Source organism: Allobosea sp. 05T433 (assembly GCF_056396065.1).
In genome coordinates this window covers 104230-122312 of record NZ_JBFTKS010000002.1, presented here as the reverse complement: position 1 = coordinate 122312, position 18083 = coordinate 104230, and the positions used below count along the sequence as shown (strand labels likewise).

Here is an 18083-nt window from a genome sequence, read left to right as displayed (position 1 = left end):
GCCATGGCAGTCCGGCTGTCCGCGCCGAATGATCGCTCTGGGGAAAGCGGCCGACGAGGAAGGGCGACTATTCTCGGACGCTGCTCTCATCATCCGGCAGTATTCGCCGGGGCGGTCAGACCTGCCTCACGTGTGATACCTCAAAGCCTCGACGAGCAGCGCAAAGGCCGCCGATGGCTGGCGCCGGCTGGGGTAATACAGGTGGTAGCCGGAAAAGGGCGGGCACCAGTCCTCCAGCACGCGGACCAGGCTGCCCCGGGCAAGCTGCTCCGCCACATGGTCCTCCATCACGAAGCCGAGCCCGAAGCCGGCCTCGGCGGCGCGCGCGATCATACTGACATTGTTGAAGGCGAGCCGACCCTCCACCCGGACGCGGACTTCGCGTCCATCCCGCTCCAGCTCCCAGGCGTAGAGGCCGCCGCCGCTCAACAGGCGCAGGTTGATGCAGCTGTGCTCGGCGAGGTCATGCGGGGTCAGGGGAATGGAGCGGGTGGCGAGATAGCCGGGCGATCCGACCACCACCATGCGCAGATCCGGCCCGATCCGGACCGCTACCATGTCCTTGGCGAGCGCTTCGCCGAGCCGGACGCCGGCGTCGAAGCGCTCGGTGACGATGTCGGTCAGGCTGGAATCGATGCTGAGCTCGACATGGATGTCGGGGTAATGCGGCAGGAACCGCTCCAGAGCCGGCCAGAGCACGGTCGTCGCCGCGTGCTCCGAGGTCGTGATGCGGATCGTCCCGGCCGGCTTCTCGCGCAACTCGTTGAGGGAGGCCAGTTCCGAGCCGATGCTCTCCAGAGCCGGGCGCAGCGTGCCGAGCAGCCGCTCCCCGGCCGCGGTCGGCGCGACGCTGCGGGTGGTGCGGGTCAGCAGGCGCACGCCCAGCCTGGTCTCGAGCCGGCGGATCGTATGGCTCAGCGAGGATTGCGAGGTGCCGAGCTTGGCGGCCGCGCGCGTGAAACTCTGCTCCTCGGCGACCGTCAGGAAGGCATTGAGATCGACCAGTTCCTCGCGCCGCATTCATGAACTCCCGATATGGCTTCATGCGGTTTCTATCGCCTAATCCAATGAATGTCGCGCGGCTACAGTGCTTGGGAGGGGCGGGAGTCTGTCCGGCTCCAGGCACGAGGACGTGAGGAAACGTGGATGGACATCAAGCGAAGCGGGGCGCAGCCTTCTGCAAAGGGGCCGGCCGAGTATTTCACGGGCACGGTCAGGATCGATGCGCCCTTTGCCGGCGGCGCCGCCCTGAGCGGCGCGACCGTCACCTTCGAACCCGGAGCGCGGACGGCCTGGCACACCCATCCGCTCGGCCAGACCCTTCTGGTGCTCTCGGGGCTGGGCCGGGTGCAGCGCGAGGGCGGTCCGGTCGAGGAGATCCGGCCCGGCGACATCGTCTGGTTCGAACCGGGCGAGAAACACTGGCACGGCGCCGCGCCGGACTGCGCCATGGCGCATGTCGCCATTGCCGCGATGAAGGATGGTTCGGTGGTGACCTGGATGGAGAAGGTCGTGGACCAGGATTATCTCTGGCAGGTTCATCGCGGAGAGGTGCAGGGATGACGGATGATCGCAGCCCTGCGCAAAAGGCCTATGGCGATGTCGCTCCGGCCCTTGCCGGTTTGGGCGATCGCGTCCTGTTCGGCGAGGTCTGGGAGCGCCCCGGCCTGTCGAAGTGCGACCGCAGCCGGATCACCGTCGCGAGCCTGGTTGCGCTCAACCGCACGAACGAACCGCCCGGCCATGTCCGGCGCGCGCTCGACAATGGCGTGACGGCGGACGAGCTGACCGAGCTCGTCACCCATCTTGCCCTCTCAGCGGGCTGGCCGACCGCCAATTCCGCCATTCCTGTGCTGCGCCAGGCCCTCGATGAGGCCGGCGCTTCAACGACCATCAGGACGGGAGACCTGGCATGAAGACCATTGGCTATGCCGCCCGGTCGGCCGCTTCGCCGCTCGCCCCCTTCGATGTCACGCGGCGGGAGCTTCGGCCGAACGATGTTGCGATGGAGGTGCTCTATTGCGGCGTCTGCCACACCGATCTGCACCAGGCCCGCAACGACTGGGGCTGGAGCCAGTATCCCATGGTGCCGGGCCATGAGATCGTCGGCCGGGTGACCGCGGTCGGCCGCGATGTCCGCCGCTACAAGGCCGGCGATCATGTCGCCGTCGGCTGCATGGTCGATTCCTGCCAGGCCTGCGACCAGTGCCGCAAGGGGCTGGAACAGCTCTGCCGCAAGGGCAATGTCCAGACCTATAACGACAAGGAGCGCTTCTCCTGCGAGCCGGCCGAGCCGACCTATGGCGGCTATTCCAAGCACCTCGTGGTGCGCGAGGAGTTTGCGCTGCGCGTGCCCGACGGGCTCGATCTCGCCAAGGTCGCGCCGCTGCTCTGCGCTGGCATCACCACCTATTCGCCGCTGCGCACCTGGAATGTCGGACCGGGCAGCCGCGTCGGCGTGGTTGGTCTCGGCGGCCTCGGCCATATGGCGGTGAAGCTCGCGGCTGCGCTCGGCGCCGATGTCACGGTGATGAGCCGTACGGCAGACAAGCAGGCCGATGCGCTGGCGCTCGGCGCCGACCGGCTGCTGGTCTCCAGCGATGCCGAGGCCATGGCCAGGGCCGCAAACGGCTTTGACCTGATCATCGATACCGTTCCGGTCAGGCACGACATCAACCCCTATCTCTCGCTGCTCGATGTCGATGCGACGCTCGTCCTGGTCGGCCAGGTCGGGCCGCTCGCGGAGCCCTCGACCGTGCCGCTGCTGCTCGGCCGCCGGCGTATCGCCGGCTCGCCGATCGGCGGCATCGCCGAGACGCAGGAGATGCTGGATTTCTGCGCCAAGAAGGGGGTTCATCCCGATGTGGAGATGATCCGCATGGACGAGATCAACGACGCCTTCCTGCGGCTCGAGCGCGCCGATGTGCGCTACCGCTTCGTCATCGACATGGCCTCGCTGGTTCCAGCGCAGGCGGGGTAGGGCGCGCGGGTCGGATCAAGATCATGGCCGCGCCATCGCGCATGGTGGTGCCATTCCGAAGGGCGGTGCCATTCCGTGCGAGCGCCTTGGGGGAGCAAGCCATGAGACCCATCGTCATCTGCCACATGCTCTCGTCGCTGGACGGCAGCCTCCATCCGAGCCGCTTCACCTGGAGCCCCGATGGCAGCAAGGCCGAATGGTCCAGGCTCTATGAAGAGGTCCATGAGGGGCTCGAGCCCGACGCCTGGCTCGTCGGCCGGGTAACGATGGCCGAGATCAGCAAGGTCGGTCCGCACGCACCGGCCCAGGTCGGCCCGGTCGAGCGGCCCTGCCATTTCGCGGTCCGTGAAGCCGAGTGCTTTGCGATAGCGCTCGATCCATCCGGCAAACTCCACTTTGCCGGGCCGAAGATCGGCGGCGACCCTGTCGTGGTGCTGCTCGGCCCTGGGGTTGCAGACAGTCATCTCGCCGAACTCGCCGCGGACGGTGTCTCCTATATCGTCGCCGAAACCGCGAAGATCGATCTGGCCGCCATGCTGGATGTCCTCGGCCACGAGCTCGGCATCCACCGGCTGCTGCTCGAGGGCGGCGCCGGTATCAACGGCTCTTTCTTCGCCGCAAGCCTGGTCAACGAGCTGAGCCTGCTCCTCGTGCCCGCCCTCGACGGACGGGGCGGACATCAGGGTTTCGTCGAGGCCGGAGAAGACGGCCTCGACGGCGATGTGCAGCTCTCCTTCAAGAGCTGCGAACCGCTGGCGCATGGCATCCTGCATCTGCGCTACATCGTGGCGCCCCGCTGAGGCCCGGACGCTGCGCCAAGAAGGGTGTTCATCCCGATGTCGAGATGATCGGCATGGACGAGATCAACGACGCCTTCGAGCGGCTCGAGCGTAGCGATGTGCGCTGTCGCAGCGTCATCGACATGGCCTTGCTGGTCCAGCGGCAGGGGCGCAGGGACGCGTGCCCAGGATCATGGCCGCGTCATTCCACATGGCGCGGCCAGTCCTGGCGATGCAACCACTTGTGTCGCTCCGCCTTTGCGGTGCCGGCGTCAGCGCCCGACCGAGGGCAGCCGCGGCCTCGCAACCGATGCCGATCTGGGAGGCGAGGACGCGACGATCCGGTCCGATGCCTCGAGCGCAGCGATCACGCTGGGCTGAATGTATCCGCAAGTCCTGTCGCCAGGTTTCGGTCATCTTGTCCCAATGAAACTGATGATGGTTTCGTACGGATTCATGCAATGCCCGGGCGGCCGCCTCGACGGCCGCCGCGACGCGTCTCTGGTCCATCTCATACCCCCTGCAACCCACCCCATGAGTATGGGCAGATCATCGCGGGGGCGGGAAGGTCCGGTCTATGAGGCGAAGGACACATTACGGTTATTCCGGCTCTCGTATCCTCCATTGCCAACGCGCGGCGATGCCGGGCAAGGCCGAGGTGCCGTCCCGATCGAAACCCGGTCATCCCATCCGAAGTCTCAGCCGACCTGCCACGGCGCAGACGCTCTCCCGCAAGCACTCCTTCTGGGTTAGGCTGGCATCTACCTGATCGGTCGCATCAGGAAGGGGAGCCGCCATGAGGCCAGCCTCCAGACTGTCATTCGGCGTGTGCGCTTTCGGCTTGGCTTTGAGCGTGACCGGAGCGGCATCCGCGCAGCCCGCCGTGCCGGCGCCTGTCGTCACCATCACCTACGAGGCGCCGAAGAACCCGGCGCATCAGCCCGTCCTCGATCTCCTGCGTGAAAAGCAGGCACTCGAGAAGGCGGCCGAATTCTACCGGCTTTTCCGGCTGCCGAGGCCATTGACGCTGAAGGCGAAGGGCTGCGACGGCGAGATCGATGCCTGGTTCGAGAATGACGAGATCACGATCTGCTACGAGTATGTCGCGTATGTCCTCGACATCGCGCGGGGTCCCAAGCGGCCCGATTGGGTGAGTGAGAACGATGCTCTTGTCGGGCCGGTCATCGACCTGTTTCTTCACGAAGGCGGGCACGCGATCTTCGACTATCTCAAGATTCCGGTGCTGGGGAATGAGGAGGACGCCGCCGATTTCGTTGCGTCCTACATGGAGCTCAACCTTTACAAGGCTGATGCCTACGGCCTGATCGCCGGCATCGTCTATTGCTACCTCAACGAGGCGGGCGTCCACAGCTTCAAGAAGCTCAAGCGGATGCCGGGCGGCCCGGTCGACGGGCAGACATTCGCCGATGCTCACAGCACTCCGCTGCAGCGCATGTACAACGTGCTTTGCCTCGCCTATGGCTCCGACCCCGTCCGCTACAAGGCGCTGGTCGACAAGGGCGTGCTGCCGGCCGAACGCGCCAGTGGCTGCAAGGTCGAATATGAACAGGTCGACCACGCCTTCAAGACGCTGCTCGTCCCGCATCTTGACCAGGCGGCGCTGGCCCGGCTGTATCCGCAGGTGAATTCCGCCGCGCCGAAATAGAGTGTCTGTCTGCAGAAGGTGAAGCCCGGCTTGGCTCTCGGGACCCTATCATCGGGCTCACCAGGCGCGCGGCCTCGCGCACCCGTCGCCGAGACATCGAGGGATAGAATTCAGGCAAGCAGAGCAAAGCAGGCAAGTATTGTGAGAAGAGAACGGCCAGTTGAACCGGCCGTTCTCTGACATATTGGCTTGGGGCGTCAGCCCTTGGTGACGATGGGCGTTGCCGCTGGCGCGGGCGGGGGTGCTTTGCCCTTGCCGTAATAGGCGCATCCGCCGACGCCAGACAACGCCACTGAAATAGCCAGGATCAGGAGTGTTTTCATTGCGCAGCCCTCGTTGAGTAGGTCCCCACCCCGTCATCATAGTACAGATTGGCGACTAAATCCCGATGAATCCTCGCCTCGAAGTTTATCCCGGCGCAAACTGATGGTGTGATCGTTGCCCTGACCATCGCAGCGCCGGGGCAGCAGGGCGGCAAATCGCGGAGCCATGGTCGAACCCCTGCCAGCCCGGCCTTCCTGCTCCGCTTCCGGCCCATGATGGTTCGAGAATGTTTCGATTTTTTTAGCATTTACAAAGAGCGTTGACTAAGCAACCATTCGCTCGGCCTGGGGAGGTGAAGTACGGTACAGAGGTTCTGGGATCATGCCGGACCGCTCGGTTGCGATCGTCGACGACCACCCCTTGTTGATGGAGGGGATCGGAGCACTGCTCAAACGATGGGGCGGTTTCGCGCTCACCGCGACCGGGAACATCGCGGAGGATATCGTCTCGATCGTCAGGACGCACCGCCCCGGTGAGATGATCGTCGATCTCAATATGGTGGGGGATGTCTTCCAGGCGATTGCGGACGCGCTGAAGATCGCTCCCGAGACAAAGATCATCGTGTTCACAGCCTCGACAAGCCCCGATGATGCGATCAGGGCCCTGGATGCCGGAGCAAGGGGCTATGTCCTGAAAGGCAGCCCCGGCGAGGATCTGTTCCAGGCGCTTCAGGCCGCGCAGCACGGCGATGTCTATGTCACACCCGCCTTCGCGACCAAGGTGATCGGTGCCTTGCAGGACAAGGCGGTCGAACGCCAGAAGGCGATCAGCAACAGGCTCAGCGTCCGCGAGGAGCAGATCGTCAAATTGCTGCTGCTTGGGAAACGCAACAGCGAGATTGCCCGCGAGCTGTCGCTCAGCGACAAGACCATCAAGGGCTACATGACCAACCTGATGGCCAAGCTGAACGTGCGCAACCGCCTCGAGGTGGTGCTCGCCGCGCAAAGGCTCTATCCGCCGATGACCATCGCGACGGTCACAAGGCTCCACTCCTAAGGGAAGCCTGATCTCATCTGCTTGCCCGAGATGATGGCGCCGACGGCCTGGACGATGCGCCAGCCGATCATCGCTCCGGCGCTGCCCGCGAATGCGCAACCGGCCGAGCCGATGACGAAGAGCACGAGGCCGATCGCCACCGGCCGGCACCGGCCATAGCGGTCGCTGATCGGGCCCCAGAACAGCTGGCCGAGGCTGAAGCCGGTCAGGAAACCCGAGACCGTGAGCTCGATCAGCCCGGTATCGGCGCGAAGAGCGCGTGCGCCATCTCCGGCAAGGCGGGCAGATAGAGGTCGGTCGAGATCGACGCGAAACCCATCAGCACGCTGAGCACGCCGAGCACCCGCCAGGGCTGGCCGGCCGCATCAGGGCGCGACCGGGCGGCGGCGCAGGCCAGCGCCTTGGCTTCGATGTCGTTGCTCATGGGCCAGTTCCGTACGGTTGACCTGCCGGCGCTCAAAGGCCGGTGGTCGCGAGCAATTGCGCGGGATAGCGCTCGCCCTCGATCGCGATCGCCGCCGCAGCCTGCTCGATCTCGGCAAGATCGGCGGCGGTGAGCTCGACCGCGACGGCGCCAAGGTTCTCCTCGAGGCGATGAAGCTTGGTCGTTCCGGGGATCGGCACGATCCAGGGCTTCTGGGCGAGCAGCCAGGCGAGCGCGATCTGCGCCGGCTTCGCGCCCTTCTCGGTGGCGATGCGCTGGAGGAGATCGACCAAGGCCTGGTTCTTCGCCATGGCTTCGGGAGTGAAACGCGGCAGGATGCTGCGGAAATCGCCCTCGCCGAGCTTGGTGTCCTTGCTCATCGCGCCGGTGAGAAAACCCTTGCCGAGCGGGCTGTAGGGCACGAGGCCGATGCCCAGTTCCTCGCAGGTTTCCAGGATGCCATTGCTCTCGACGCCGCGCGTCCACAGCGAATACTCGTTCTGCAGGGCGGTGATCGGCTGCACGGCATGGGCGCGGCGTGCTGTCTTCGCGCCGGGTTCGGAGAGCCCGAAATGCCTGACCTTGCCGGCCGCGATCAGGTCCTTGACGGCGCCGGCGACATCCTCGATCGGCACGCCGGGGGTCGACACGGTGCTGGTAGAACAGGTCGATGACATCGACGCCGAGCCGCTTGAGGGAGGCATCCGCGACCGCCTTGATCTGCGCGGGCCGGCTGTTCAGGCCGGACTGCTTGCCCTCGACGAAGTTGAAGCCGAACTTGGTGGCGATCACCACCTGGTCACGGACCGGTCGTAGCGCTTCCCCGACCATCTCCTCATTGGTGTAGGGGCCATAGACTTCGGCCGTATCGAAGAAGGTGACGCCGCGCTCCACCGCCTGGCGGATCAGCGTGACGCCCTCCTGCCTGCTGAGCCTGTTGGCATAGCCGAAATCCAGCCCCATGCAGCCATAACCGAGGGCCGACACCGCTAGGCCATTCTGTCCAAGAAGACGTGACTTCATCGCCTGTTCTCCGGGGTTCAAAGGGCGTTCTCTCGCCGTGCTGCCGAAGATAGGGGAGGCGCCATCGATCAATTAGACGGCATAGACCGCATGAAGTCATATCCGTAGTTCATGAGTAAGCCTGAGCCGTGGCGTGCTAAACTGGCGCGTTCGTCACGCGCCGTACCTTTCGGGAGCGGCGAGTGCGCCGCTGGTGGAGGTCTGCTCCGGGGCGAAACTCAAACCCAGATGGCCGCTCCGGCAATCTGCTGGGAGTGGCAGCTGGATTCGACACGGCGTCTCGCTCGGTGCGATCATTGCCCGCAACCGGGAGGGAACCATGCACGGCGGTCCCCATGGCCAAGAGGCCTTCATCAACACGCTGGCAGCGTCGCTGGCCGGTGCCGCGAGCCTCGCCAGGAACGCCCTGGTCGAGATCGCCATTCTGGGCGGGCCGGAGCGTCTCGATGCCCTGGAGCAGCGGTTTCTGAACGACGCCAAGAACGCAACGATTGAAGGCGTCTCCATCGAAGAGGATGCTCGTCTGCTCAACGATATCGTCGCGACGGTCGGGATGATCTTTGCGCAGGCTCGGGAGGCCGTGGCCGAGCGCCTTGGCGATCAGCCGCGGCGAGGCGGCGAGGGGCCGAACCCCAATGGCGGGGAGCCTTAGGGCGCCGGCCCGAAAAGCGGATTGCGGCTTTTGCGGGCAGCCGATGCAGAGGCAGAAGGCTGTCGCCTGCCACTGATCCTCGATATCTCCGGGGGGCGGAAGGCGGCAAACCCAAAAATGCCCGTCACCGCTGGAAGAGGGGCGAACTTATGGCGACGCTGGAGGCAGAACGTCCCCCTCGGCGAGCGCGGCATTTCGGTAGCGAGGATCATTCGTGACTTCGAGTCCGACCCAAGACGGAAGATCGACATGCTGAGCGGCCTCGATCAGTTCGACCTCGGCGATCACAAGCCCTGCATGGCGGCCTGAGAACACATCCACGTCCCACGTCAACCCGCCATGCTCGACCCTGTATCGCGTCTTTTCGAGGGGTGGGCCGATGCACAGCGTCAGCAGCATCTCCTCGGCTTCCGCGACGGGGATTTCGTATTCGAACTCCGGGCGGGCCAGACCATGAGTCTCCCCCTTGATGGTGAGGAACGCCTCAGCGGCGGCACAGCGGATGCGGACGCTGGTTGTCCCCTTCGGCGTAAGATAGCCCTGGCGCAGGGGCTGCCCCGGGCCAGCTTTCTCCCGCCAATCGTCGGCGATGACGAGGAATTTGCGTTCAATCTCTGTGCCCATGTCCGGTTCGCTGTTGGGTCTCGTCTCACCAGCGATAACCTGATTGGCGTTCTCGGCATAACCCATAGGGGGAGCTCACCGCTTCACTCCGGACCCCGGATCGGCATCCCGGATTGGGTTTCGGCCGGCAGGCGTCGAAGGCCCTTTTCCGGTGCCGCCGCAATACTGGCCGTGCCTCCGCAGCAACAGCGAACGCTTTGCTCCGTCATCGTCCTCCCGGAGACAGAATTTTTCGCCGAGCAGCAGCGTTCTCGCATGCGCAGCTCCAGGAGAATGACGTTCGCCGTTTCGTTGTATTTCAGAAAGAACATTCTGTTTGACTAAAAGAACGATTCTTCGCCAGTATTTCGACGGCCGGTCGCGACATTCATCCCTGGCCGGGCACGAGCTGAGTGAGGAACAACCATGTCGAGCGATGCGCTTTCCGCAGGGACACAAGGGCTGAGGCGCCGCACGATCCTGGCCATGTCGCTCCTGCTTTCGGTCGCCGCCCCCGGTCTTGCGGCGGCCCAGGGGCAGCCCGCACCACTTGCGAAGGCTCCGGTCGGCACGAGGCTGGTCGTCGCCGATCAGAATGAGGCGCTGCAGAGCCTGATGCGGGCGTCGGGCGCCCATGACAGGCTGTCGAGCCAGGTGACCTATGCCAATTTTCTCGGCGGCCCGGCCATTCTCGAAGCCTTCCGGGCGGGGGCTCTCGATCTCGCGACCGTCGGCAACACGCCGCCCATCCAGGCCCATGCGGCTGGCGAGCAGATTCCGATCGTGGCGGCGCGCACCTCGTCCGAAACCGACTACGCGCTGGCCGTACGCCCCGGGCTGAAGATCGCCTCGCTGGAGGAACTGCGCGGCAAGAGCATCGCCTATGGCGAGGGGACGGGCCGTCAGCCCTTCGTTCTCAACGCGCTGAAGCTCGCGGGGCTGACGAAGAAGGATGTGCGGCTCGTGCCCTTGCGGGCCGCCGATTTCCCGGATGCGGTGCGAACGGGGCAGGTCGATGTAGCGGCGCTGAACGAGCCGCATTTCTCGCGCTATCTCGCCGATTTCGCCGATCGCGGCGCGAGCGCCCTGCCGAAGGACCAGAATGACCGCCTGCCGAAGAGCCTGACCTATCTCTATGCGAGCAAGCGGGCCCTGGACGATCCGGCCAAGCTCGCAGCCATTCGCGAGTTCGTGGCGGCCTGGATCGATGCCAACCGCTGGTCGCATGCGAATGCCGAGGGCTGGGTCGAGGCCTATTACGTCAAGCGCCAGAACCTCAAGCCGGCGGATGGGCGCAGGATCGTCGAAGCCGAGGGGCGCTTCGAATTTCCCCTGCTCGCCAGCCTGATCCCGAAGCAGCAGGCCTTGATCGACGTCATCCACGAGGCTGGCGACCTGCCGAAACGGCTCGATGCACGCGAGGAATTCGATCTGCGCTTCGACGACATCATCGCCGCCAAATCCAATTGAGGCTGTCCATGTCCGATCAAAGCCACGCGCTGATTGCCACGGCCTATTCGGTGCCCTTCGCCGCGATTGCGGGCGTTCCGGCGCAGGCAAACCCGACGCCCCCCGCGCAGGGCAAGCTCCCGAAACTGGCGCCGGGCCGCCTGCCTGCGGGCGCCATCCTGTTCGGGCCGGTCGCGCTGGTCGTTCTCTGGGAGCTCGCCTCGCTGACGGGGTGGCTCTCGCCGAAATTCCTCGCGGCGCCGTCGATCGCCCTGTTCACCGGCTTCGAGCTGCTGCAATCGGGCACGCTTGCCGACCATTTCCTGGCATCGGCGGGGCGCGCCTATCTGGGGCTCGGCATCGGCGTCGCGGTCGGCCTGCTGCTGGCGCTCGCATCCGGTCTCAGCCGGATCGGCGAGGCCTCGATCGACGGCCTCGTCCAGATCAAGCGGGCGATCCCGACGCTCGCGCTGATCCCGCTCGCGATCCTCTGGCTCGGGATCGGCGAGGCCATGAAGGTGGCCCTGATCGCCTCCAGCGTCTTCGTGCCGATCTATATCAACACCCATGCGGCGCTGCGGGGCATCGATATCCGCCATGTCGAGCTCGCCCGCAGCGTCGGGCTGACGCGCAGCGCCTTCCTGCGCGAGGTGGCGCTGCCCGGCGCGTTGCCGGGCTTCTTCACCGGCCTGCGACTTGCCGTGACCACCTGCTGGACGGCGCTCGTCGTGCTCGAACAGATCAATACCAGCCAGGGCATCGGCTACTTGATGAACCGCGCCCGCGACTATGGCCAGACCGATATCATCGTGGTCGGCCTCGCGATCTATGCGGTGCTCGGCCTCGGCTCCGATTTCGCCGTCCGGCTCTGGGAGCGCAAGGCGTTGTCCTATCGCAAGGCGCTGGCGTCATGAACGCCTCGGCTCATCCGCTCCGCCTGCCGCAGCCGGACGCCCTCGCGGTCAGCCTGCGCGACGTCACGCGCCGCTTCTCCGGCCGCAGTGTGCTCGGGCCCGCCTCGCTGGATTTCGCCGCGGGCGAGTTCGTCGCGCTCATCGGCAAGAGCGGTTCGGGCAAGAGCACGTTGCTGCGCGCCATCGCCGGGCTCGACGATGGTGTCGAGGGCGAGGGCACGCTCACGGTGCCGGCCGACCGCTCCGTCCTCTTCCAGGATTCGCGGCTGCTGCCCTGGAAGAGCGTGCTGCAGAATGTCGTCTTCGGCCTGCATGCGGCCGACAGCGACGCTCGCGGGCGGCAGGCGCTGGCCGATGTCGGCCTCTCCGGGCGGGAGGAGGCGTGGCCGAACGCGCTTTCCGGCGGCGAACAGCAACGGGTGGCGCTCGCCCGCTCCCTGGTGCGCCAGCCGCGCCTGCTTCTGGCGGACGAGCCCTTCGGCGCACTCGACGCGCTGACGCGGATCCGGATGCACGATCTCCTCTTCCGCCTGATCCGGCAGCATCGCCCGACCGTCCTGCTCGTCACCCATGACGTCGACGAAGCGATCAAGCTCGCCGATCGCGTGCTCGTCATCGACGAAGGACGCATCACCCTCGACCAGCCGGTTTCCTTGGCCCACCCGCGCGCCAGGCACCCGGGCTTTGCTGTGCTGCGTGGCGAACTCCTCGCCGCCCTCGGCGTCACCGATCCCATCTGACCGACACCCGAGAGAGCGAACCCATGACCCGTGAACTTCACCTCAATCTCTTCATCAACGGTCGCGGCCATCACGAGGCGGCCTGGCGTCACGACGGTTCGACGCAGCGGGCGCTGACCGACGTCGCCTACTACCGCGACCTGGCGCTGGCGGCTGAGGCGGCAAAGCTCGATTCCGTCTTCTTCGCCGACCATGTCGCGCTGGGCGACGAGCTTGAACATGCGGCGCGCGGGGAACTCGAACCGCTGACCCTGCTCGGCGCACTCTCGGCGCTGACCGAGCGCATCGGGTTGATCGCGACGGCCTCGACGACCTATAGCGAGCCTTACAATCTCGCCCGGCAGCTCGCCTCGCTCGACCATCTCAGCGGCGGCCGCATCGGCTGGAACATCGTGACCTCCTGGGCGCCGGCGGCCGCGGGGAACTTTGGCCAGGAGCGGCAGGCCGGGATCGACCAGCGCTATGAGCGGGCTCACGAGTTCGTCGAGGTTGCCTCGAAACTCTGGGACAGCTGGGCGGCGGACGCGATCCTCGACGACCGCGAGACCGGGCATTTCGCCAGGCCCGACCGGATCCGCCGCGCCGACCATCGCGGCACGCATTTCGGGGTTGCCGGCGCGCTGAACATCCCGCGCTCGCCGCAGGGGAGGCCCGTCTTCGTCCAGGCGGGCGCCTCGACCGATGGCCGTGCTTTCGCGGCCCGCTATGCCGAGGCGATCTTCACCGCGCATCTCACCAAGGAGAGCGCGATTGCCTTCTATTCCGACATCAAGACGCAAGCCCGCGTGCTCGGCCGCCGGGGCGACCAGATCGTCATCCTGCCCGGGATCAGCGCTGCGATCGGCTCGACTGAAGTCGAGGCGAAGCGGGTATGGGAGGAGTTGAACGAGCTGTCCCACCCGACAGTTGGCCTGTCGCGCCTGTCGAACCGCTTCGGCGGCCATGATTTCTCGCATCTGCAGCTCGACCAGGTCCTGTCGGTCGACGATTTTCCCGATCCCTCGCAGGTGCAGGCCTCGCGCAGCCGGGCGCAGGCGATCACCGCCCTGGTCGGGCGCGAGCGGCCGACGCTGCGCGGGTTGCTGCACAGCCTTGCCGGAGCGCGCGGGCATTTCACCGCGACCGGCACGCCCGAGCAGATCGCCGATGTGATCGAGGACTGGTTCGTCTCGGGCGCGGCCGACGGCTTCAACGTCATGCCGCCGATCCTGCCGCGCCAGTTCGCTCTCTTCACCAGCGAGGTCGTGCCATTGCTGCAGAAGCGCGGACTGTTCCGGACCGAGTATGGCGAGGGCACCTTACGCCAGCGCCTGGGGCTCGATCCGGTGCCGAGCCAATTCGACCAGCAGGCGCCGCTGCAAAGATCCGCCTGATCGCCGCAGCGCGCGCCGAGACCGCGCTACGGGAGCTGTCTCGGGCGGGTGGTCCTGGGGAGGTGCTACGATCAACCCGATACAACGGCGCGGGTGAGGGGGCTTGTCACGTCGCAAGGGACCGCCCGGCCCCGGTCATGCCTCAGAGCAGCGTGATCTTGCCGCTCGCCAGCTCGTAATGTGCCCCGACGACCTTGATCTTCCTGCTAGCAACGAACTCCGCGAGGATCGGTTTGGCGGTCTCGAGACGGCGTTTGCCGCGGCGGATGTTTTCCGCGATCGCCGCGGCAAGGAGGTCGTCCGGCTTGCCGGCCTTGGCGGCCGCGACCGCCGGCCTGAGCTCGCGCACCATTTCCTGGAGATGGCCCGGCAGGGTCGCCTTGTCCCGCACGACCTTGATCGTGGCGTCGATGGCGCCACAGCCCGAATGGCCAAGGACCATGACGAGCGGCGTGTTGAGGTATTTCACGGCATATTCGAGGCTGGCCAGGCCATCGTCATTGACGAAATTGCCGGCGAGACGAACCACGAAGAGGTCGCCGGGGCCCTGGTCGAAGGCGAGTTCCGGCGAGACCCGCGAATCCGCGCAGCTCAGGATCGCAGCCACCGGATACTGGGCGCTGGCGCGGGCAGCCCGGCCGGCCGAGTAATCCTGATTGGTCGGGGTGTTCGCGGCATAGCGGGCATTGCCCTCCATCAGCCGCTTCAGCACTTCGTCGGGCGAGATCGCATTCTGCGGGGGCGCGGCCTGGGCGAAGGCTTGCCGGGGCAGGGCGGCGGCGCCGGCAAGGGCCACCATGCCGGAAAACAGGCCACGGCGGGACAGGCCGGGCGCGGGCGAGCAGCAGAGATCACACATGACGGAAGTCTCCTCCAGAACGGCCTGCATGGCGCGCAGCCCCGGCCGCTGAGCGCGGCGATTCACGATCCTTGCCGCCAGGCTCGCAGACGCAGCCTGCGCCCTATTACTGCTACAGGATGGGGATACTGCGAAGTGGGGATTTTGCAGGGCTTCCTCATGGGTAGCCCGCCTGAACCCGGCCCATTGCGGCATTCCATCCGTCCTGAGTCCGGGCTGGCGGCCCGCTGAAGGCCTCAGTGGTCCGCGAGGGGGCAGTCGCTCCACTTCTGGCCGATCGGCGAGCATCCGGTGTCCGGCGTGGTCGCGCTGCGCGGCTCCCGCATATCTGGCTTGTGCCGGAAGCGGACCTTAAGCGCCACCTTCGCCGATTGCCTTAAGCCGGGCTTAATTCTGTAGCTCTTACCACCAGCGTTGAATCCAAAGCATCGTCACGCTTTAGATTTAATAAAAGAAGGCTGGATCCGGTCAATCTATTGACCGGTCTCTTGTCAGATGAATCTGAGGGTAAGTCATGAATAGTCAAGATATCCAGGGGATGGTGAACAATCTGAAGGAAGGTCGCCTCTCGCGGCGTTCCTTTATTCAGCGAATGGCGGCAGTGGGTATTACTGCGCCGATCGCGAGCCAGATCCTCGCCTGGAACGGCGTCGCAATGGCGAACGCAACGATCGAATACAAGCCGACGAAGGCTGGCGGCGGCGGGCCGCTGAAGATCCTGCTCTGGCAGGCACCGACCCTGCTGAATCCGCATTTCGCCTCCGGCACCAAGGACCAGGTCGCCTCGCGCGTCTTCTACGAGCCGCTCGCCGGCTGGGACAAGGAGGGCAATCTCTTCCCGCAGCTCGCGGCCGAAGCTCCCACCAAGGCCAATGGCGGCCTCTCCGAGGACGGCAAAAGCGTCACCTGGAAGCTGAAGCAGGGCGTGACCTGGCATGACGGCAAGCCGTTCACGGCCGATGACGTCGTCTTCACCTGGGAATATGCCGCCGATCCGGCGACTGCCGCCTACACCACCGGCGCCTACAAGGACATCAAGGTCGAGAAGATCGACTCCCACACCGTCAAGGTGATCTTCAAGGAAGCGACGCCGTTCTGGGCCGATGCTTTCGTCGGCGTCGCCGGCATGATCATCCCGAAGCACCATTTCGGCGAGTACAAGGGCGCCAAGTCGCGTGAGGCTCCGGCCAACCTGAAGCCGGTCGGCACCGGCCCCTACAAGTTCGTCGACTTCAAGCCGGGCGACGTGCTCACCGGCACGCGCAACGAGAATTACCACGTCCAGAACAAGCCGCATTTCGACACGCTCGAGGTCAAGGGCGGCGGTGACGCGATCTCGGCGGCGCGCGCCGTGCTGCAGACCGGCGAATACGACTATGCCTGGGATACGCTGGTCGAGGACGAAGTTCTCAAGCGCATGGAGACGGGTGGTCGCGGCAGGATCAGTGCAGCGCAGGCCGGCGACGTGGAATTCATCACCCTGAACACCACCGACCCGTGGACCGAGGTCGATGGCGAGCGTTCGAGCGTCAAGACCAAGCATCCGACGCTCAGCGATCCGGCCGTGCGCCAGGCGATCAACCTGCTGATCGACCGCGATTCGATCCAGAAGTTCATCTATGGCCGCGGCGGCATCGCGACGGCGAGCTTCGTGAACCAGCCGAAGCAGTTCAAGTCGGAGAAGCTGAAATACGAATTCAGCCTCGAGAAGGCGAACAAGATCCTCGACGACGCCGGCTGGAAGAAGGGTGCCGACGGCATCCGCGAAAAGGATGGCAAGAAGCTCAAGTTCGTCTTCCAGACCTCGATCAACGCGCCGCGTCAGAAGGTCCAGGCCATCATCAAGCAGGCCTGCCAGCGCGCCGGCATCGATCTCGAGCTGAAGTCGGTGACTGCGTCCGTGTTCTTCTCCTCGGACGTCGCCAACCCCGACACCTACACCAAGCTCTATGTCGACATGGAGATGTACACCACGACGCAGCCGCAGCCGGATCCGGAGCGTTTCCTCAACCAGTTCGTGTCCTGGGAAATCGCCAACAAGGAGAACAAGTGGCTCGGCCGCAACGTCTCGCGCTACTCCGACCCGGCGGCTGACGAGGCCTACAAGGCCGCGCAGAAGGAACTCGACCCGGCCAAGCGCGCTGCGCTGCTGATCAAGGTCAACGAGATCTTCTGCGAGGCCAACGTGATCCTGCCGGTCCTGTCGCGGACCAAGGTCGTCGCTGCGGCGCTGACCCTCGCGCATGATCACAGCGGCTGGGACGTGGACACCTGGAACCTCGCTTCCTGGTATCGCAACTAAGCACGAAGCAGCCCCTCACCGGGACATCTCGGTGAGGGGCCGCAACCGATATCCGCGGCGCCGGCATCCGCACGGCGTCGCGACCCCGCTGCGGCAGGGCCCGGCGAATTCATCGACCAGGCTTTCGATGAAATCTGGCCGGCCTCCGACTTGCACGCGAATAGATCTGGCACGCGAACAGATTTGGCCTGTTCTGAACGCCCATGTCCGGCTGCGGGCACATTGGGCCCGTTCCGCGAGCGACTGCTGCCATTCCTTGTCATCGCACAGTCGTTTCGGTGACAGCGAACGGGGGACGCGGATGGCGAAGATCGATTTCAAGAAAGCCCTCAGACCACTTTATGACCCGCCCACCGGGGACTTCGCTTTGGTCGACGTGCCGCAGATGCCGTTTGTGAAGGTGAACGCTGAAGGCGATCCCAACACCGCACCGGCTTACCGTTCGGCGATCGAATGGCTCTACGGGGTCAGCTATGCCGTGAAGTTCGCCGCAAAGGCTGCGCTCGGCAGGGACTATGTGGTGCCGCCGCTGGAAGGGTTGTGGTGGACCGACGATCCCCGGAGCTTCATCACCCGCCAAAAGAACCTGTGGCGCTGGACGATGATGATTATGGTTCCTGAATTCGTCACCCATGACATGTTCGAGAAGGCGGTGGCCAAAACGGAGGGAAAGCTTGGGCAGCGCCCGCAAAGCCTGCGCCACGAATTCTATGCTGAAGGGCTCTCGCTCCAGACCCTGCATGTCGGCAGCTATGATGAGGAGGGGCCGATCCTGGCCCGGCTCCATGATGAGGTGATGCCGCGCAAGGGGGTGACCTTCAACGGCCCCCACCACGAAATCTATCTGAGCGATCCGCGCAAGACTGAAGCGGCCAGGCTCAAAACGGTCCTTCGCCAGCCGGTGATATCCTTGGCATAGGGGGCAGGGCGGAAATCGGCTCCTGCCCATGCGCCAATGTCTGCTGTCCACGAGCACGAAGGCTATCCGCGGGGCGAAGA

19 protein-coding genes and 1 pseudogene are annotated in these 18083 nt (G+C 65.3%); 13 read left to right on the top strand and 7 right to left on the bottom strand.

Annotation, left to right across the window (positions count from 1 at the left end; all coding sequences use genetic code 11):
* Window positions 1–126 precede the first annotated feature (126 nt).
* On the bottom strand, window positions 127–1020 hold the full coding sequence (locus AC1DGP_RS02710; RefSeq protein ID WP_441504555.1) for a LysR family transcriptional regulator: 894 nt from the start codon (window positions 1018–1020) through the stop codon (window positions 127–129).
* 126 nt (window positions 1021–1146) lie between these two features.
* On the opposite strand from AC1DGP_RS02710, the gene AC1DGP_RS02705 reads away from it, so the two are divergent.
* The 5 genes from AC1DGP_RS02705 (at window position 1147) to AC1DGP_RS02685 (ending at window position 5425) form a co-directional block, all read left to right on the top strand.
* On the top strand, window positions 1147–1563 hold the full coding sequence (locus tag AC1DGP_RS02705; protein ID WP_441504554.1) for a (R)-mandelonitrile lyase: 417 nt from the start codon (window positions 1147–1149) through the stop codon (window positions 1561–1563).
* Window positions 1560–1916, top strand: coding sequence for a carboxymuconolactone decarboxylase family protein (locus AC1DGP_RS02700; protein WP_441504553.1), 357 nt, complete (start codon window positions 1560–1562; stop codon window positions 1914–1916). The genes AC1DGP_RS02705 and AC1DGP_RS02700 overlap by 4 nt, the downstream gene beginning before the upstream one ends.
* On the top strand, window positions 1913–2980 hold the full coding sequence (locus AC1DGP_RS02695; RefSeq protein ID WP_441504552.1) for an NAD(P)-dependent alcohol dehydrogenase: 1068 nt from the start codon (window positions 1913–1915) through the stop codon (window positions 2978–2980). Before AC1DGP_RS02700 ends, AC1DGP_RS02695 begins: the two co-directional genes overlap by 4 nt.
* 101 nt (window positions 2981–3081) lie before the next feature.
* Window positions 3082–3780 (top strand): RibD family protein, encoded by a 699-nt coding sequence (locus tag AC1DGP_RS02690; RefSeq protein WP_441504551.1) that lies wholly within the window; start codon window positions 3082–3084, stop codon window positions 3778–3780.
* An 862-nt stretch (window positions 3781–4642) separates the two neighbouring features.
* Window positions 4643–5425, top strand: a complete 783-nt coding sequence (locus tag AC1DGP_RS02685; protein WP_441504550.1) for a DUF4344 domain-containing metallopeptidase — start codon at window positions 4643–4645, stop codon at window positions 5423–5425.
* A gap of 197 nt (window positions 5426–5622) precedes the next feature.
* Here the strand turns inward: AC1DGP_RS02685 and AC1DGP_RS02680 are convergent, their stop codons facing one another.
* Window positions 5623–5748, bottom strand: coding sequence for a hypothetical protein (locus tag AC1DGP_RS02680; RefSeq protein WP_441504549.1), 126 nt, complete (start codon window positions 5746–5748; stop codon window positions 5623–5625).
* A 322-nt stretch (window positions 5749–6070) separates the two neighbouring features.
* On the opposite strand from AC1DGP_RS02680, the gene AC1DGP_RS02675 reads away from it, so the two are divergent.
* A complete protein-coding gene (locus tag AC1DGP_RS02675) occupies window positions 6071–6745 on the top strand; it encodes a LuxR C-terminal-related transcriptional regulator (protein ID WP_441504548.1) in 675 nt (224 codons plus the stop codon).
* Here AC1DGP_RS02675 and AC1DGP_RS02670 read toward each other — a convergent pair.
* From AC1DGP_RS02670 to AC1DGP_RS02660, 3 genes and pseudogenes are all read right to left on the bottom strand, one after another.
* Window positions 6742–6954: an MFS transporter gene (locus AC1DGP_RS02670; protein ID WP_441504850.1), complete on the bottom strand. Its 213-nt coding sequence runs from the start codon at window positions 6952–6954 to the stop codon at window positions 6742–6744. The two genes, AC1DGP_RS02675 and AC1DGP_RS02670, sit on opposite strands and share 4 nt — an antisense overlap.
* Before the next feature lie 23 nt (window positions 6955–6977).
* Window positions 6978–7169: a hypothetical protein gene (locus tag AC1DGP_RS02665; RefSeq protein ID WP_441504547.1), complete on the bottom strand. Its 192-nt coding sequence runs from the start codon at window positions 7167–7169 to the stop codon at window positions 6978–6980.
* Between the two features lie 32 nt (window positions 7170–7201).
* Window positions 7202–8192: pseudogene (locus AC1DGP_RS02660) on the bottom strand (aldo/keto reductase).
* Window positions 8193–8511: 319 nt separating this feature from the next.
* On the opposite strand from AC1DGP_RS02660, the gene AC1DGP_RS02655 reads away from it, so the two are divergent.
* On the top strand, window positions 8512–8844 hold the full coding sequence (locus AC1DGP_RS02655) for a hypothetical protein (RefSeq protein WP_441504546.1): 333 nt from the start codon (window positions 8512–8514) through the stop codon (window positions 8842–8844).
* A 147-nt stretch (window positions 8845–8991) separates the two neighbouring features.
* On the opposite strand, the gene AC1DGP_RS02650 is transcribed toward AC1DGP_RS02655, so the two are convergent.
* Window positions 8992–9468, bottom strand: coding sequence for a CYTH domain-containing protein (locus tag AC1DGP_RS02650; RefSeq protein ID WP_441504849.1), 477 nt, complete (start codon window positions 9466–9468; stop codon window positions 8992–8994).
* Window positions 9469–9873: 405 nt separating this feature from the next.
* Here AC1DGP_RS02650 and AC1DGP_RS02645 point away from each other — a divergent pair, with 405 nt between their 5' ends.
* From AC1DGP_RS02645 to AC1DGP_RS02630, 4 genes are read left to right on the top strand one after another with little or no spacing between them, the layout of a single operon-like run.
* On the top strand, window positions 9874–10917 hold the full coding sequence (locus AC1DGP_RS02645) for a PhnD/SsuA/transferrin family substrate-binding protein (RefSeq protein ID WP_441504545.1): 1044 nt from the start codon (window positions 9874–9876) through the stop codon (window positions 10915–10917).
* A gap of 8 nt (window positions 10918–10925) precedes the next feature.
* Window positions 10926–11810 carry an ABC transporter permease gene (locus AC1DGP_RS02640; protein WP_441504544.1) on the top strand — a complete coding sequence of 295 codons (885 nt, stop codon included), beginning with the start codon at window positions 10926–10928 and terminating at the stop codon, window positions 11808–11810.
* Window positions 11807–12550 (top strand): ABC transporter ATP-binding protein, encoded by a 744-nt coding sequence (locus AC1DGP_RS02635; RefSeq protein WP_441504543.1) that lies wholly within the window; start codon window positions 11807–11809, stop codon window positions 12548–12550. Before AC1DGP_RS02640 ends, AC1DGP_RS02635 begins: the two co-directional genes overlap by 4 nt.
* Before the next feature lie 23 nt (window positions 12551–12573).
* Window positions 12574–13923, top strand: coding sequence for an LLM class flavin-dependent oxidoreductase (locus AC1DGP_RS02630; RefSeq protein WP_441504542.1), 1350 nt, complete (start codon window positions 12574–12576; stop codon window positions 13921–13923).
* A gap of 142 nt (window positions 13924–14065) precedes the next feature.
* On the opposite strand, the gene AC1DGP_RS02625 is transcribed toward AC1DGP_RS02630, so the two are convergent.
* A complete protein-coding gene (locus AC1DGP_RS02625; RefSeq protein ID WP_441504541.1) occupies window positions 14066–14782 on the bottom strand; it encodes a carbonic anhydrase in 717 nt (238 codons plus the stop codon).
* Between the two features lie 514 nt (window positions 14783–15296).
* Here AC1DGP_RS02625 and AC1DGP_RS02620 point away from each other — a divergent pair.
* Entirely contained in the window at window positions 15297–17084 is a 1788-nt protein-coding gene (locus AC1DGP_RS02620; protein ID WP_441488441.1) for a peptide ABC transporter substrate-binding protein, read from the top strand.
* A 301-nt stretch (window positions 17085–17385) separates the two neighbouring features.
* A complete protein-coding gene (locus tag AC1DGP_RS02615) occupies window positions 17386–18003 on the top strand; it encodes a GyrI-like domain-containing protein (protein ID WP_441504540.1) in 618 nt (205 codons plus the stop codon).
* Window positions 18004–18083: the final 80 nt, after the last annotated feature.